Annotated in this window: 12 protein-coding genes; 1 reads left to right on the forward strand and 11 read right to left on the reverse strand. The window is 55.0% G+C overall.

Annotation, left to right across the window (positions count from 1 at the left end):
• Positions 1–35: 35 nt before the first annotated feature.
• Positions 36–1,553 carry a PepSY-associated TM helix domain-containing protein gene (locus ACN0YD_RS12195; RefSeq protein ID WP_417320146.1) on the forward strand — a complete coding sequence of 506 codons (1,518 nt, stop codon included), beginning with the start codon at positions 36–38 and terminating at the stop codon, positions 1,551–1,553.
• On the opposite strand, the gene ACN0YD_RS12200 is transcribed toward ACN0YD_RS12195, so the two are convergent.
• The 11 genes from ACN0YD_RS12200 to ACN0YD_RS12250 all read right to left on the reverse strand — a co-directional run bounded on the left by ACN0YD_RS12200 (position 1,550) and on the right by ACN0YD_RS12250 (position 15,482).
• Positions 1,550–1,684 carry a hypothetical protein gene (locus ACN0YD_RS12200; protein WP_417320148.1) on the reverse strand — a complete coding sequence of 45 codons (135 nt, stop codon included), beginning with the start codon at positions 1,682–1,684 and terminating at the stop codon, positions 1,550–1,552. The genes ACN0YD_RS12195 and ACN0YD_RS12200 overlap by 4 nt on opposite strands.
• Positions 1,685–1,841: 157 nt before the next feature.
• Positions 1,842–2,987, reverse strand: coding sequence for an L-lactate dehydrogenase (locus tag ACN0YD_RS12205; protein ID WP_417320150.1), 1,146 nt, complete (start codon positions 2,985–2,987; stop codon positions 1,842–1,844).
• Positions 2,988–3,009: 22 nt separating this feature from the next.
• The gene (gene mdlC / locus ACN0YD_RS12210; protein WP_417320152.1) at positions 3,010–4,590 is read right to left on the reverse strand and encodes a benzoylformate decarboxylase; all 1,581 of its coding nucleotides are present in this window, start codon (positions 4,588–4,590) and stop codon (positions 3,010–3,012) included.
• Between the two features lie 118 nt (positions 4,591–4,708).
• Entirely contained in the window at positions 4,709–5,407 is a 699-nt protein-coding gene (locus ACN0YD_RS12215; protein WP_417320154.1) for a fumarylacetoacetate hydrolase family protein, read from the reverse strand.
• 185 nt (positions 5,408–5,592) lie between these two features.
• Entirely contained in the window at positions 5,593–6,513 is a 921-nt protein-coding gene (locus ACN0YD_RS12220) for an SDR family NAD(P)-dependent oxidoreductase (protein ID WP_417320156.1), read from the reverse strand.
• 67 nt (positions 6,514–6,580) lie between these two features.
• Complete coding sequence (locus tag ACN0YD_RS12225) at positions 6,581–7,051, reverse strand: MaoC family dehydratase (RefSeq protein WP_417320158.1); 471 nt, start codon at positions 7,049–7,051, stop codon at positions 6,581–6,583.
• A gap of 74 nt (positions 7,052–7,125) precedes the next feature.
• On the reverse strand, positions 7,126–7,764 hold the full coding sequence (locus ACN0YD_RS12230) for a TetR/AcrR family transcriptional regulator (protein ID WP_417320216.1): 639 nt from the start codon (positions 7,762–7,764) through the stop codon (positions 7,126–7,128).
• 117 nt (positions 7,765–7,881) lie between these two features.
• Complete coding sequence (locus tag ACN0YD_RS12235) at positions 7,882–9,474, reverse strand: long-chain-fatty-acid--CoA ligase (RefSeq protein WP_417320160.1); 1,593 nt, start codon at positions 9,472–9,474, stop codon at positions 7,882–7,884.
• Positions 9,471–11,135 carry a carboxylesterase/lipase family protein gene (locus ACN0YD_RS12240; protein ID WP_417320162.1) on the reverse strand — a complete coding sequence of 555 codons (1,665 nt, stop codon included), beginning with the start codon at positions 11,133–11,135 and terminating at the stop codon, positions 9,471–9,473. The genes ACN0YD_RS12235 and ACN0YD_RS12240 overlap by 4 nt, the downstream gene beginning before the upstream one ends.
• Before the next feature lie 190 nt (positions 11,136–11,325).
• Complete coding sequence (locus tag ACN0YD_RS12245; protein ID WP_417320163.1) at positions 11,326–13,599, reverse strand: TonB-dependent receptor; 2,274 nt, start codon at positions 13,597–13,599, stop codon at positions 11,326–11,328.
• Positions 13,600–13,823: 224 nt separating this feature from the next.
• Entirely contained in the window at positions 13,824–15,482 is a 1,659-nt protein-coding gene (locus tag ACN0YD_RS12250) for a carboxylesterase/lipase family protein (RefSeq protein ID WP_417320165.1), read from the reverse strand.
• Between the last annotated feature and the right edge of the window lie 92 nt (positions 15,483–15,574).

Consider the following 15,574-nt stretch of genomic DNA (forward strand, 5'->3'; position numbering starts at 1 on the left):
AAAACCATCACCAAAGGGTATTCAGGGGTATATCAATGAACAAAAAATCACCAAATTTACTGACACCGGATTTCGTCAAAAAATCCCTGTCCGCGCATCTCCTGCTGGGCCTGATTGCCAGCGGGCTTCTATATGTGGTTAGTGTAAGCGGCACACTGGCCGTGCTCTATCCCGATCTGGAAAGATGGGAACAGCCCAATATTCAGGAATTTACCGATTATGAACCCGCCGTCCTTGACCAGGCGGTTCGGACCCTGCTCGGTAAAATAGCCGAGGAGAAAAACTCGACCATCCAGGCCGATCACATGCATGTTGTTCCCCCCACGCAAAGCTTTCCCAGAGTTTCCGTTTCCGCAGACCTTGGGGACGGCGAGGATATTGAATGGTATGCTAACCAGTCCGGCGACCTGCAGGAACCCGTGGCCCATGACTGGACCCACTTTCTTCTCAACCTGCATATTTACCTGAACCTTCCCGGCGTATTCGGCCTCACCCTCGTGGGCCTTCTCGGGGTCATGATGGGCAGCCTGATCATCACGGGTTTTCTGGCGCACCCGCGTATTTTCCGGGATGCGTTTCGCCTGAAATGGTCGGGATCAAGCCAGATCAGGGAGGCTGACCTGCATAACCGGCTCAGTGTCTGGGGGTCGCCTTTCCATATTATCTTTGCGGTTACAGGCGCTTACTTCGGGCTGGCTTCACTTCTGCTTTATGCCACTACGGCACTGCTCTATGACGGTGATCAGAAAGCCCTGACTAACCCGCTTTTTGTTGACTATGAGATTGAGAATAAAACACCGGCGGAGATCGGCTCCCTGGGCGCCGTATGGAACACCCTGACAGCGGCATCACCAGATGCCATCCCCTATTTTGTCAACTTTGACCATCCCGGAACCGAAGGCCAGATGTTCAGCATCTATGCCAAGTTCAACGACCGCCTGATCTATGGTGAACGCTTTGACTTCAATGGCCAGGGCAGTTTGATCGGCACGCAGGGACTTTCCGACGGACCGGTCGGCAAACAGATTTTTGCTTCCGTCTATCCCTTGCATTTCGGTTCGTTCGGCGGCCTGCCGGTTCGCCTTACATATGTTCTTCTGGGTCTGGCGCTTTGCGTAGTCTGTGCCGGCGGCATGAAAATCTGGCTGATCAAAAAACGGCAAAAAGGTCAAGCCGTCCCGTTGGTGGAACGGCTCTGGACCGCAACTGTCTGGGGTACTCCGGCATTGCTTGCCCTGACGGCCCTGCTGTCACTCTGGACCTCCCTGCCCCTGGTCGCCCTGTTCTGGGGCGGGGCCATATTGCTACTGATCGGCTCAATGGTTTGGGGGGATGCCGAAAAATGGAGAACAGGTCTGCTATACGCATGTTTCCTGTTACTTCTGGCCACACTGGCCTCACATCTCGTGCTGTTCGGGGCCGATGCTTTCGGGCCTGCGGCTCTTACCGTGAACAGCCTGATTATTATATCCTTCATCTGCCTGGGCCTTATGCTTGTGAAAAAGACGCGGTTCAGACAGATGGAAAATGTCAGTTCGGTGGGACAAGGTTAAAACATTTCAATGCCGTCATCGTCCTCATCGTCGGTGCCGGCGCTTTCCTGTGCCACAACTTCCACAACAGGTTTCAGGCCCAGCAATTCCTGGAACCTGTCCTTGACTTCCTGAAGCGGGAAATTATCCACCAGCCGGCGGGTCCGGCTTGCCTACCCGGCTGTTGGAGGCTTTCCCCGGATTCCGTTGTCAGAATGATGATCCGCGTAGACCGGTAAGAAGGATTCTCCCGGACATTTTTGATCAGCTCGATACTGTTTATGCCCGGCATGTTGATATCGGTGATAATTACGACGATACAAGAAGGTCGGAGGAAATCTGCTCCACTCCGGTTACACCGGTCAGCGCCATGGCTGTTCGCATTTCCGCCTTGATCAGTTCCAGCATTCCGGAAATACCCGTCTCCCCCTCTGCCGCCAGGGCCCAGGCCCAGGCCCGCCCAAGGAGAACGCCTCTCGCCCCCAGCGCCAGCATTTTCAACACATCCGATCCGGACCGGAGGCCCCCATCCACCAGAACAGGCAACCGGTCCCCCACCGCATCGACAACAGCGGGCAGAGCCGACACGGCGGAGGCTGCCCCGTCCAGCTGACGCCCGCCGTGATTGGACACAATGATGCCGTCCACCCCGATGCCGGCGGCAATGGCAGCATCTTCGGGATCAAGAATGCCCTTCAGAACAAGAGGCCCGGACCATCTCTGACGGATATATTCTATGTCTTTCCAGACAATGGTCGGATCAAAGTTCCCCCCGACCCAGCCAAAGAAGTCTTCCATGCCGGCTTTACCGTCCATAAAGGGCGCAATATTGCCAAAGGCATGCGGCCGTCCCAGCAGGCCCACATCCAGGCTCCAGGCCGGTTTGCCGAGCGCCTGCAGGATGCGCCGTCCGTGCCCCTGAAGGCCCGGAACACCGGAGAGGCCGGATCTGTAGTCCCGGTAGCGTATGCCGGACACAGGCATATCCACAGTCACCATCAGTGCAGGACATTTCTCCTCCATGGCCCGGTCCAGAAGCGCCTCCATCACGGCCCTGTCCCGCGTGATATAGAGCTGAAACCACGGTGGTGTCTCCACCCCCTTCGCCACTTCCTCCAGCGAACAGGTGGAAACGGTGGACAGACAGAAAGGCACCCCCGCTGCGGCGGCAGCACGTGCTGCCTGTACTTCACCGCGGCAGGCTGTCATGCCGGCCATACCCACGGGACCCAAAATAATCGGTGCCGCCAGCTGCTGCCCGAACAGAGTTGTCGACAGGTCAATCCCGGAGACGTCTTTCAGCACCCTTTGCCGCAAAACAAGAGACCTGAGGTCTTCCCTGTTGCGCTCCAGCGTTATTTCCTCTGACGCGCCGCCGTCAATATAGTTGAACAGGAACGCAGGAAGGCGCTTTTTGGCGCGTGCGCGGCAGTCCGTTACCGAATAAATTTTCATCCCTTTTGCTCCTGAAACACCCTTATTCCTCTATGTGAACATCAACCAGGGTCGGTCCGGTCGCCCTGAAAGATCCCGTCAGAGCCTCACCCAGGTCTTCCGGCCTGTCCACCCGCACGGCGTTTATTCCCTGCCCTTCGGCAAGGGCGCAGAAGTCAATACCGGGCAACCGGGTTCCGACAACTTCCTGCAAACCGAATTGCGGCCCGAAGTTTTCCAGCGCCTGATAGCTGCCGTTATTGACAATGATAAAACTGATCGGCAGGCCAAGCTGCGCGGCCGACCACAGCCCCTGAATGGCATAAAGGCTTGAGCCGTCACCAAGAATACAAATTACCTTTTCACCCGGACGGCCCAGCGCCACACCCACCGCGGCAGGCAGTCCGTGACCAAGCCCGCCACTGGCGCAGGTATAGAACCCATCGCGATCCAGGATCGGCAATCGGGCCTGCATTACCGGACGGCTGGACGGCGCCTCTTCCACAATGATACTGCCTTCGGGCCTGAGGTCCGCCAGTGACTGAAACAGAAACCCATCCGTCAGGCGGTCACCTGTTTCCCAGGAAGGCAACTGACGCAGGGACGGTGCAGGGCGGGTAACGTCCGGTTCCACCCCCTCCAAAAGGGCCCTGAGACCGGCCTTGAGACCGGTTCGGATGGCTGTACCCACTGGAGAAAGTGCCGCCTGGGCCGGATCGCAGGTCAACTGACAGAGCGTGGCTCCTTCCGGAATATGAGGACCGCGTCCCTCCACATGATAGGGAAAGACCGGTGCCCCCAATACCAGAATCAGGTCATGCCCGGACAGGCGCTTTACGATCTCGTCCCGCATGGCCGGCAGGAAGCCGGCAAACAGGTCATGGCCCTCGGGAAAGCTGTTGCGTGACGACATGGGGCTTGCCCAGACCTGCGCATTATGCCGTTCCGCCAGACTGATCACCTCGTCCCAGGCGTCATCCCGGGCCAGTTCGGCCCCGACCACGAAAACCGGGTTTTTGCTTCCGGCAAGCGCCCTGGCGGTTTCCGCCAGCATTCCCCTGTCGCCTTCGATAGACTGGCTCACCTGGCGCAGCTCCATGGGGTCGCACGGCCTGTCCCAGTCGTCCACAGGCACCGAGACAAAGACTGGGCCGCAGGGCGGCTGCAGAGCCGTATAAAAGGCGCGGGCGACGGCGGCCGGCACATCCTCGGCCCGGGCCGGCTCGCAACTCCATTTCACATAGGGTTTGGGGAACTCCGTGGCCTCGGCGGCAAACAGAAAGGGCTCGTAGGGCAGGATCGAGCGGGCCTGCTGTCCGGCGATCACCACCAGCGGCGTCTGGTTTTTCCAGGCGGTAAACAGATTACCCAGTGCATGGCCGACCCCTGCCGCTGAATGAAGATTGATCACGGCCGGACGGCGTCTGGCCTGGGCATAACCGTCGGCCATACCCGTGACGACAGATTCCTGAAGCCCCAGAACATAGTCGAAATCATCAGGGAAATTGCGGAACATGGGAAGTTCCGTCGAACCGGGGTTACCGAATATCCGGTCCACACCCATATGACGGAACAGGCGATAAACCTCTTCCCGTACCGTTGATTTTGATGAAGCACCCGGCATTATGCTCTCCCTTTATCCCTGTCTTCTCTCCCTTGTCCCAGCAAGGTAACAGGGTTACAAAATAACGGCTATACAAAATAACTGTCTGTACGAAAGAAGGAGAAGGATACGCCCGGCGTCAGGCTTTGTCCCCGATGGCAAGCGAGATCGTGCCGAGGCCTTCGATTTTTCCTTCCAGCCGGTCGCCGGGGAGGACCGGCCCCACGCCCTCCGGCGTCCCTGCAAAGATCGCATCCCCCGGTCCCAGATGATAATAACGGGACAGGAAAGATATCAATTCCGCGGGACCGTTCAGCATGTCGGAAAGATCACCGGACTGTTTTATCTCGCCATTCAGGCGCAGCTCAATCTGTCCCTCGGAAAGATGGCCGCAGTCACTGACAGGGATCACCTCGGAAATGACGGCCGCATTTTCAAAATCCTTGCCCAGACTCCAGGGCCGTCCCTTGTCGCGGCATTGCTTCTGCAGGTCCCGCCGGGTCATGTCCAGCCCGCAGGCATAGCCGTAAACCGCCTCCAGCGCCTGTTCGGAAGTCACCTGGAAGGCCTCCGACCCCAGCATGATCACCATCTCCATTTCATAATGCAGGTTTTCCGTCCCCGGGGCATAGGCCACCTCGCTGCCTGATGCTGCGAAGGCCTGAGCGGATTTGGTGAAAAAGAACGGGTTCTCTTTATCAGCCGTAAAACCCATTTCCCGGGCATGGGCGGAATAATTCTGCCCGACGCAGAAAATCCGCCTCAGGGGATAGCGCTTGTCACTGCCCCTGACGGGAAGGCTTGCGACAGGGGGAGGTGTAAAAAGATAGTCTGACATATGCTGCAAGGCCCAACGTGGTTTATATGTGAATTTCCAGGGGCCAGTATGAAACGGGGAACCGCTACAGGCAAGGCAGACATGAACAAAAAATGATCGAAAAATGTCCCAGGAGTATCTTGGAAAGAACCTCGACGGGATATGCCTGTCGAGGTCCTCACCATTCCCCCAAAGCACTTTTCTTCTTACTTCAGGTCTACCCCCAAGGCATCGGCCGCAAGAGCCACGAATTTATCGGTCTGCTTAAAGGCAGCATCCACTTCGGCCTGGCCCTCTGGATTACTGATCGCGGCCCAGTTGGCGGCCACATCATCAACTGTGGCTTGCTCTCCGCCAAGGAAAGCCCCTTCGGTTTCCAGAACACGGATCACAGAGAAGCTGCCGGCACCGGCGCCGAGAATTGTTTTAGAGGGAGCATCCTTGCTCACCAGATAAAGCACGCCCGGCGACACCAGCTTGGGCGCCATCAGTTCGGCAACTTTTTCCGGAATCAGGCCTTCGAGCATACGTGTGGCGGCAGTCGGAGAAAGACAGTTGATCCGGATGTCATATTTCTGACCTTCATGGTGCAGAACATTCATGAACCCGACCATGGCCGACTTGGCGGCACCATAGTTCGACTGCCCAAAGTTGCCGAAAAGACCACTGGAAGACGACGTCATGACAATACGGCCATACCCCTGTTCTTTCATGATGTCCCACACCGCCTTGGTACAGTTAAAGGTTCCGAACAGATGTACATCTATGACTTTCTTGAAGTCGTCAATTTCCATTTTGGTAAAACTTCTGTCCCGAAGGATACCGGCATTGTTGATCAGGATATCCACCCGGCCCCACTTGGACATGGTTTCATCAACCATTTGTTTGACCTGGTCGAAGTTGGTGATGTCGGCACCATTGGCGATGGCTTCCCCGCCCATAGCCCGGATTTCCTCGGCCACCGCTTCTGCCGCAGATACAGAACCGCCGGAACCATCAACACTTCCGCCCAGATCGTTAACAACAACCTTTGCACCCCGCTCCGCGAGCTGAAGGCAATGTTCACGACCCAGACCATTACCCCCGCCTGTAACGATCGCCACCTGTCCGTCAAATCTGATACTCATTAGTCAGTCTCTCTCATTGATAATTGAATTAATCATGTCAAAAAATATTCTTGGGCAAACTGTCCGTTCAGGATTGCCCGGAATCGAAAATAAACAGCATCAGCCAGTCCGCCATCAGGGCCGGTTTCTCTTCGCCTTCCACTTCCACGGTTACCGTATAGCTAAAGAGTATCTGGCCAGGTGCCCGTTCCTGCATATCCTTGAGAACAAATTTCCCCCTGATGCGCGCGCCCGAAGGGACGGGGGAAAGGAACCGCAGCTTGTCAAAACCGTAATTGACCAACATCCTGGCCCCCTCGATGGACAAGGCCGCCGTCTCGGCAAAGTGCGAAAGAAAGCTCAATGTAAGGAACCCGTGGGCTATGGTCCTGCCAAACGGAGATGCCTTTGCCTTTTCAGGATCCACATGAATAAACTGCCAGTCCCGGGTGATATCCGCAAAGCCGTTGATCATGCCCTGATCTATATTTACCCAGTCAGATACTCCTGTTTCGTTGCCAATAAAGGAGCGGGCAGTTTCCAGATTAATCTTTTTCATAATATTCACTATCTTGTAAGTTAATTTGAAATTAAGTACAGAACCTGCCCCTGTATTCAAGGACAGGCTGCTAATTATTTATCTGTTTGAACTTTGCGATCCTTGCAAATGGCCAGGAAGCCGGCAGCCATGAATGAGGCCATGCGCTCCTTGACTGCGGCAAAATCCTCTGACTTGCAGAGTCCGCCGGAAAGCTTGTCGATCCTGCCGGTTCGGGCAAGAGTCAGCATGAGCGACCCTGTGACAAAATGGTAACCCCAGAAAATATCCTCTTCCGGGCAGTCCGGGAGAGCTTTCTTGAGCAGGCCGATCAATCGCAAAACAACGGGATCGAAGTGCCTGTCCATGGTATCTGCACCCCATTCCGGCGTGTTCGCCACCTGGGCGCTGAGGGCAGCATAATTCCGCCAGCCATCGCCCCCTTCGATATAGAGATCCAGATCGGTATCCAGAAAGGCGCGCAGGGCGCCCTCTACCGTGGGCTTGCCCCCGGTTGCCTCTTCATATTCCTCCAGCATTTTCATGCGGCGTTCACTTGTCACCACCGCACGACGGGAAAACACGGCCTCAAACAGCTTTTCCTTGTCGCCGAAATAATAATTCAACAATGTATGATGAACCCCGACACGCTGCGCGACATTTTTCAGGGTAACCCCGTGAAAGCCATGCTTGGAAAACAGGTACTCGGCCGCATCAAGGATCTGCTCGATCATTTCGAGACGTTGTTGCTCCTTGACCTGGCGCTTGCGTGGAGATTTTGTATTTGCGGACACACTCTCGCCTTTCTCGTAATTCAGATATTGCCCCCACGATAATCATGAATCGCGGACTCAGCTACCTCCATATTCCGATTTTAAGCGTATTTTGTCTACCTTTCCAGTTGACGCAAGTGGCATCTGCGGCAAGTTGACCACTGCATCCGGTATCCACCAGGACGCCACACGGCCACGAAGCGACTGGAGAAGCTCGTCATCGCCGAGTGTCATGCCTTCGCGCATTTCCACCAGCAACACCGGACGCTCCCCCCATTTGGGATCGCTGCGGCCGATCACTGCGGCAAAGGAAACCTCTGGCAGGGCACAAATCACCGCTTCGATTTCCGCCGGATTGATCCACTCCCCACCGGATTTGATCAGTTCCTTGGAACGGCCGGTAATGGTCAGATTGCCCAGCTCATCAATTCGGGCCAGATCACCGGTATCAAACCAGCCGTTCTCATCAGTCGACTTTTGCTCATGGCCGAAATATCTCTCAATCACGGCAGCCCCGCGCACCCGCAGATGCCCCTCGGTATTGCGCTGTTCCGGCAGGGCGTTGCCTTCCGTATCGGTCAACAGCAGATCAACACCCAGGGCCGGCCGGCCAGACACCATTGGTCTGCGGTCCGGGTCACCAAGGGGCGCAAAGGTGCCGCCCGGTGACAGTTCGGTCATACCCCAACTGGTCTGGACCGTGACGCCAAGCCGCTTTTCGATCCGTTCCATAAGGGCTGGCGGCATTGGCGCACCGCCCACCGCAATCCGCTTGAGAGACGGCAATTCGCCACCGGTGGCGTCAAGATGATCCACAAGTCCGACCCATACCGTCGGCACACCCACAGCAATGGTCACCCCTTCGGATTCAATGAGGCGGGCAAGGCTGGCCCCATCGGCATGGCGACCCGGCAATACAAGCTTTGATCCTGTAGCAGGCGCCCCGAAAGGCAATCCCCAGGCATTGGCGTGAAACATCGGCACCACAGGAAGGATCACGTCCCAGGCCGTCAGACCCATCACATCCGCCTGCAACATCCTGAGCGTATGCAGATAGCTGGACCGGTGGGTATAGGTTACCCCCTTGGGAGCACCGGTTGTACCAGAGGTAAAACACAGGCCGGAAGAAGCCGTTTCATCAAACTCGCCCCAGATGGCTTTGGCTTCCGTCCTGGCGAGCAGGGCCTCATAATCATGAACGGCCGGTTTGTCCCCGCCGTCCTGTCCTGTCCCGCCTTCATCATCAATGACCAGCATATGGGAAACCAGTGGCGAAAGCTCACAGACCTGCTTCGCCAGATCAACCAGGTCAGCACTGACAATCAGGACAGTTGCTTTCGACTGTGCCAGCATCGAGGCAAGTTGCTCTGCTGTGAGGCGCGGGTTGAGCGTATGACACACGGCCCCCATGCCCATAATCCCGTACCATGCTTCAACATGAGCCTGACTATTCCAGGCCAGTGTCGCCACATGATCGCCGAAAGCCACTCCCAAATCGGCAAATACCGTGGAGGCACATAAGGCACGCTGCCTGAGCTCCGCATATCCAATACGCGTAATTGAACCGTTTTCACGGGCGGTCACTACTTCTGTATTCGGGTGCCATTTAGCTGCATGATCAAGAAACTTATTAAGGGTCAGCCCAAAGGGCTGCATGGCGCCGTCAGTCATGGACACTCCAACTTGTTAGGGGGTAACGGTGGTGAAATAATACCGACATTCCAGTTCCACGGAACTTCCCCGGCTGCACGGCGACGGCATACGACCTGTTCATGTAATTCATAGGTCCCGGGAAGAAGATGTTTCGCGGCACGCGGCACATCGGCAAAATACATATACGCTTTGTCTGTAGCATAGGGCAGCCAGTCCGGCTGATCCTCTGCTGTCGGGACGCCGGTACGCGCAAACGACGACCAATAGTCCATCATGGCTTTAGACATCTTCCGGTCCAGCGTGGTTCCGGGGACTTTTGGCCAAAACTCGGGCGTTTTCTTTGTGGTCCCGAAAACATAGGGAATCTCGCTGGCATGAAAGGCGTGCAGGTTCCATTTCTGGGCCTCCGGATACCCGTGATCAAAGATATAGAGATAACCGGGAACACCGAGAGCTGTTTGCTTGTCCACCAGCCGTTCAGAGGTCCAGCCATACATCGCATCACGGGTCGTCGCCAGCATGCTTTCTTCAATGTTATCTGCCGGATAGCGCTTTAAGAATTCATCCGCCAGTTCACCGTAACCATTGCGAATGGCCTCTTCATAGGCGGCTTCACCTTCGGGCTTCTTGGGCAGCAGGAAGCGCAGTGACCGTATTTCACCGCTGTTAAATCCGGCAATGATCGGCACCTGGGCCTGCTCTCCACGATCAAAGATATCAACAAGCTGTCCGGTCAGAATTTTTCCATCAATGGCGCCAAAGGGCCAGAAACCCGCTACAGAGGATTCATTGGTAATCTCTTTTGCGTCTCTTGCCCGAAGGTCAGCCACAGACCTGGCCCCCAGTTCACCCGTCAGCCAGACGCCGACATCTTCAGCAGATGGCTGTCCGAAACTTTTAGCCTTCAGTACCGGAGTAGTGATCATGTAGGCACTTTGCGCAATCGCCTTGTGAAACAAACCCCGGGCCGGAGGCGACGCCATCAGATACATGACACTGAGCGCCCCGGCAGATTCACCGGCAATGGTCACATTTTCAGGATCACCGCCAAAGGCACTGATATTGTCCCTGACCCATTGAAGCGCAGCTATCTGGTCAAGCAGACCATAATTGCCGGAAATATTTTCTGAAGATTCCGCACTCAGTTCAGGGTGAGCCAGATACCCCAGAATACCAAGCCGGTAGTTGATCGTGACAACAATAATACCTTCTTTTGCCAGTCTGGCACCGTCATACATGGGGGAACTGCTGGCGCCACCACTGAGCGAACCACCATGAATCCAGATAAATACGGCTGCTTTTTTCGCTTTCTTCGGCGCCCAGATATTAAGGGTCAGGCAATCCTCGCTCATATCGCGGTAATCTTCCGCATAAATGCTTTTTACCCGCCGGTCGGGCTGCATACAGGCCGCACCGAAATCTTTTGCCTCACGCACATCATCCCAGGCTTGCATAGGCGCAGGGGGTTTCCAACGCAGATCACCCACGGGCGGTTTGGCGTAGGGAACGCCTTTGAAGACATTCAGCCCATCGCGGTCGTAACCTTCAAGGGCGCCAACGGCCGTTTTCACAATCGGTCCCTTTCCAGCCTGGGCAGGAACGATGGCGGATATCATTATTGTGAGTGCCAGAACAGCAACTGCATACACAGGCAGCACTTTTTCAGATAGCAGAGACATGAGGTTTGATCTCCCTATTGATCGGTTTTAAATCAGAATCAGGTCGTATGTGGCAATGTAACCTGTTCTGCCGGAAATTCCATGAGAACAACCTGTCATACCGGCCCGGCCCCGCAGTTTGCACTGCGGAGCCGGAGCCTTGGGGGTCGACACATTTTGACCCTTTATGTGGTACGACGAGTGGCATAACTTAGTATTCGAAGCTTGCTCTCACACCAAATGTCCGCGGACGAAGCGTACCGTAACGACTTCCAAGGAAAGCTTCAGGATGAACATAGGTGTGTGAATCATCATCCAGCACATTCTGAACATAGGCGATCAGAGTCCATCTGTCGTTTTCCATACCTGCGGAAAGGTTCATGTTGTTAAAGGCTTCGGTATAATCATATGTGGGGCTTTCCACACCAGGCTGACCAGGTACATATTGGAACAGGCCCGGATATGAACCCACATGGGAGATCGTACCGGAGACATACCCCTGCCATTCCGGATTGACATCAAAGGCGTATGTCACGGTCGCAGAACCCTGGAAATGAGGGGAAGACAGTCGCGCACCTTCGACGGCACCGGAAATCGCTGCCTCTTCGGCAGTAAGGTCGGTAACCTTGGAGTCATTCAATGAGCCAACAAGATTGATGGTGAGCCCCTCAACGGGGACCGCGGCAATCTCGAACTCAAAACCCTTACTCTGTGCGGCACCGATATTGGTCACAAACTGCACGGAGTCAGAGACACGGTTGGCCTGAACCTGGATATTGTTCCAGTCGATCAGATAGGCCGCCAGGTTTGCTGTCAACTTACCGTCAAGCCAGGTTCCTTTGAGGCCGATCTCATAGTTGACCAGCTTGTCAGATGATGACCCGTCAGGAATAATAATATCGTTAGGATCAACAAGGCTGGTCCGTCCGCCATAGGCATTCACAACAGGTGTACGGAAACCGGTGGAAACCGTCGCATAGCCCGTAATATCTTCAGTCGGTGAATAAGAAACACTGGCCTTATAGGAGAAACGGCTTGCTTTGGCTTTTTCACCAACAGCCGGCTCGATCGGCGTGATTGTCAGCGGTCCGGAATATCCCGGTGTCAATGCAGCAGCCAGATAGTTACTTGCATAACCACCTTCTTCCGTAATGGTCTGCACATCGTTGCTGCCGTAGCGCAGACCGCCAGTCACCCACAATTTGTCGGAAACATGATAGGTCAATTCACCAAAACCGGCCAGTTCATTCTGGTTGGAATGATTGAACAGTGACTGATACGTATCACTGTCAAGACCAGTCAAACCCCGCGCTTCAAGAAAAGCATCTGATGCACGATAGGAAAAGTCAACATCACGCCGTTTGTAGAAATAGAAACCACCAACAACCCATTCAATCTTGCCGCCGCTATCAGATACCAGGCGCGCCTCTTCAACGAAGATCTCGTCATAGGCATTGGCATCAAGGCGGAAGGGTATGGCGTACCCAAATGTGTTGGCCAGATCGACAAAGAACGTCTGGTCGAAACGTGAATAGGTGGATGAACTGGTGAAATGCGCGCCGCTAAACTGATAGTCCACAGTGGCGTTATAATTTGTCAACTTTGCCCGGAAATTGTCAGGCTCCTCGGAAAAGCGCTTGTAATCCCCGAGATCAGGATTGATGAGAGCAGAATCATTGGGATCGCTATCCTCATAGGACACCAAAAGCTTCACAGACAAATCATCATTGGGCTGCCAAAGCATGGTAGCCCGGCCACCCCAGTCCACGAGAGAGTTTGAATTCTCGACGCCGGTACCCAGGTTATCAACATAACCGTCTTCGTTGCGATAAAACCCAACGACGCGCAAGCCGAGCTTGTCTTCGATCAGCGGCACATTGACCATGGCGTTATAACGCTGACGGAATGAATCAGAGCCTGTCAGACCATAATCCACCATTGCGGAGTAACCCATTTCATCCAGATCAGGCTTTTTGGTCAGGATCCGCATGGCACCAGCCAAAGAACCGGACCCGAACAGCGTACCCTGCGGGCCGCGCAGAAATTCCACACGCTCCACATCATAAAGGTTCGGGTCAAGGATGGTTGAGTTACCGTTGGCGGAAATCGGCAGTTCATCGATGTAGATCGCCACCGTGCTCTGCAGGTTCGCGCCATACCCATTCGTGGCAATGCCGCGAGCGGTAAAGTTGTTGAAGTTCTGCGTCGGCTTGTTCATGACAACACCAGGAGTGACATGAGCCAGCCCCTCGTAACCGACAATACCTTCTGCTGTAAGCTTATCCTGCGTAAATGCAGTAACACTAAGCGGGACATCCTGCAGTTTCTGGCTGCGCCGCGTCGCGGTCACAACAATTTCCTGCAGCTCAATGGATGCTCCCCTGCTTTCAGACTGTTCGTCGCTGCCTTCACTGGACTGACCGTATGCCTGCATTGAGATAGTGGTTGCTGCTGCACATGTTGCAGCAAGTAGAATACCTTTCATGATACCTCCCATTATTTACTAAACCTCCCAGAGTGCCCGTCATTATTCTGGACACATTCAGATCATGCCATGGAATATGGCCATAGTCAATATTCACTATCATGTGTGTGAATATTATATGCAGTGTTAATGTTTTTCTCCTGCAAAACTGCGCTTCTACAACTGATTCAAATATGCGAATTCAGGGCATAGTATACATTTCACACCCTGAAAATTTTTCCTGACTACTGCCCAGCGGGCGGGGTTAAAACCGGCGATTTCAGGCCGACATTCAGGAACCATTGCTGATTCGACAGCTTGCGCCGCAGGAATGATTCCACATGCAGTTCAAACATGCCGGACAGCAAATCACTTTGCAGCCGGGGCTTATCGGAAAAGAGCATATAGGCCTGCCCGTCCGGGTCATAAGCCTTCCAGTCCGGGTGACCGGAAGCGACAGGAATACCGGTTCGTGCGAAACTTGCCCAATAGCCCATCATCGCCTCGGACAGGGCCACATCATTGCCACCGTCAGGCCGCGGCCAGTTTACCGGAATCGTGGCATCAGGACCGGCCAGGCCAAAGACATAGGGCAGTTCACCGGCATGGAACGCACAGATTCCCCGCGCGCGGGCAGAGGGATAACAATGATCGAAATAATAAAGATAGGCCGGAAGTCCCGCCTTTGAATATCTGTCCACAAGATATTCGCTGGCCCAGCCGAATACCGCATCACGCAACGTGGCTTTCATGCTCTCATCAATATCCGACGCGGGATAAAGCCGCAGGAATTCTGCTGCCAGGTCGCCATAGCGTTTTGTGATTTCCGCTTCATAGGTCGCCGCATCCATCGGGGCCCGCGGAGTGCGAACAAGCCCGGCCCGCATTTCCCCACCGGTAAATCCGGTCAGCAGCGGCACCCTCGCCTGCCGTCCCGCATCAAATGTTTCCACGAGTTGTTCTGTAAGCGACCAGCCGTCGATAGTGCCTTCCGGACGGTAGCCGGCATACATGGCCCTGATGGTCACATCCCTGGCATCCAGGGCGCGCAAGGCCTCCAGGCTTTCGGCCTTCAACGCGCTGGCGATGGCTTCCCCCGTTTGCTCTGCCGATTGCATACCATAGACTTCGCGCTTCAGCTCCGGTGTGGCCCGTGTATTGGTGCTCTGGATAATTGCCTTGTGAAACAACCCACGCGCCGGCGGACTGGCAAGCAGATAGGTCACACTGAGGGCGCCTGCAGATTCCCCCATGATGGTGACATTTTCAGGATCGCCGCCAAATGCAGCAATATTGTCCTTTACCCAGCGCAAGGCCTGGATCTGGTCAAGAAGCCCGTAATTGCCGGAAGCCCCATTTGGCGATTCAGCACTTAAATCCGGATGGGCAAGCCAGCCAAGCGCGCCAAGGCGGTAATTAATCGAGACCAGGACAACGCCCTGACGTGCAAGGGCAGCCCCCTTATATAGCGGCTGGGAAGAACCACCGATCCGGAGCGAGCCGCCATGAATCCAGACCATCACCGGCGCATCCTTAATTCCCTCTGGCGCCCAGATGTTCAACGTCAGGCAATCCTCGCTCTCTTTTTCAAACGGGTCATAATAAAGGCTGGTCGGCGGCAGGGGCGGCTGCACACAAGGGGCGCCGAATTCAGTTGCTTCCCGAAGGCCTTTCCAGGCAACCGGGGCTTCCGGCGCTTTCCAGCGCCGTTCCCCCACAGGCGGCAGGGCATAGGGAATACCCTTGAAGATATCAAGACCGTCTTCCTTGTAGCCGGCCACTTTGCCCTGTCCAGTCATCACAACCGGACGGTCGGATCCTGCATCGTCCCCCCGGACCGGGGAGACGAAGAGGACAAATAAAATCAGAAGCGATCGTAGAATATTATTAAGATAGTTTTTCATTGTATTTCCCTTTCTGCCCGACTGCTTCCCTTCCGATGCTTGCCACATCGGTTCTTAAAATTATACACTATCTTGTTAGTTAATATCAAGCG

The sequence above is a fragment of the Emcibacter sp. genome (assembly GCF_048269205.1).
Lineage (GTDB): Bacteria > Pseudomonadota > Alphaproteobacteria > Sphingomonadales > Emcibacteraceae > Emcibacter.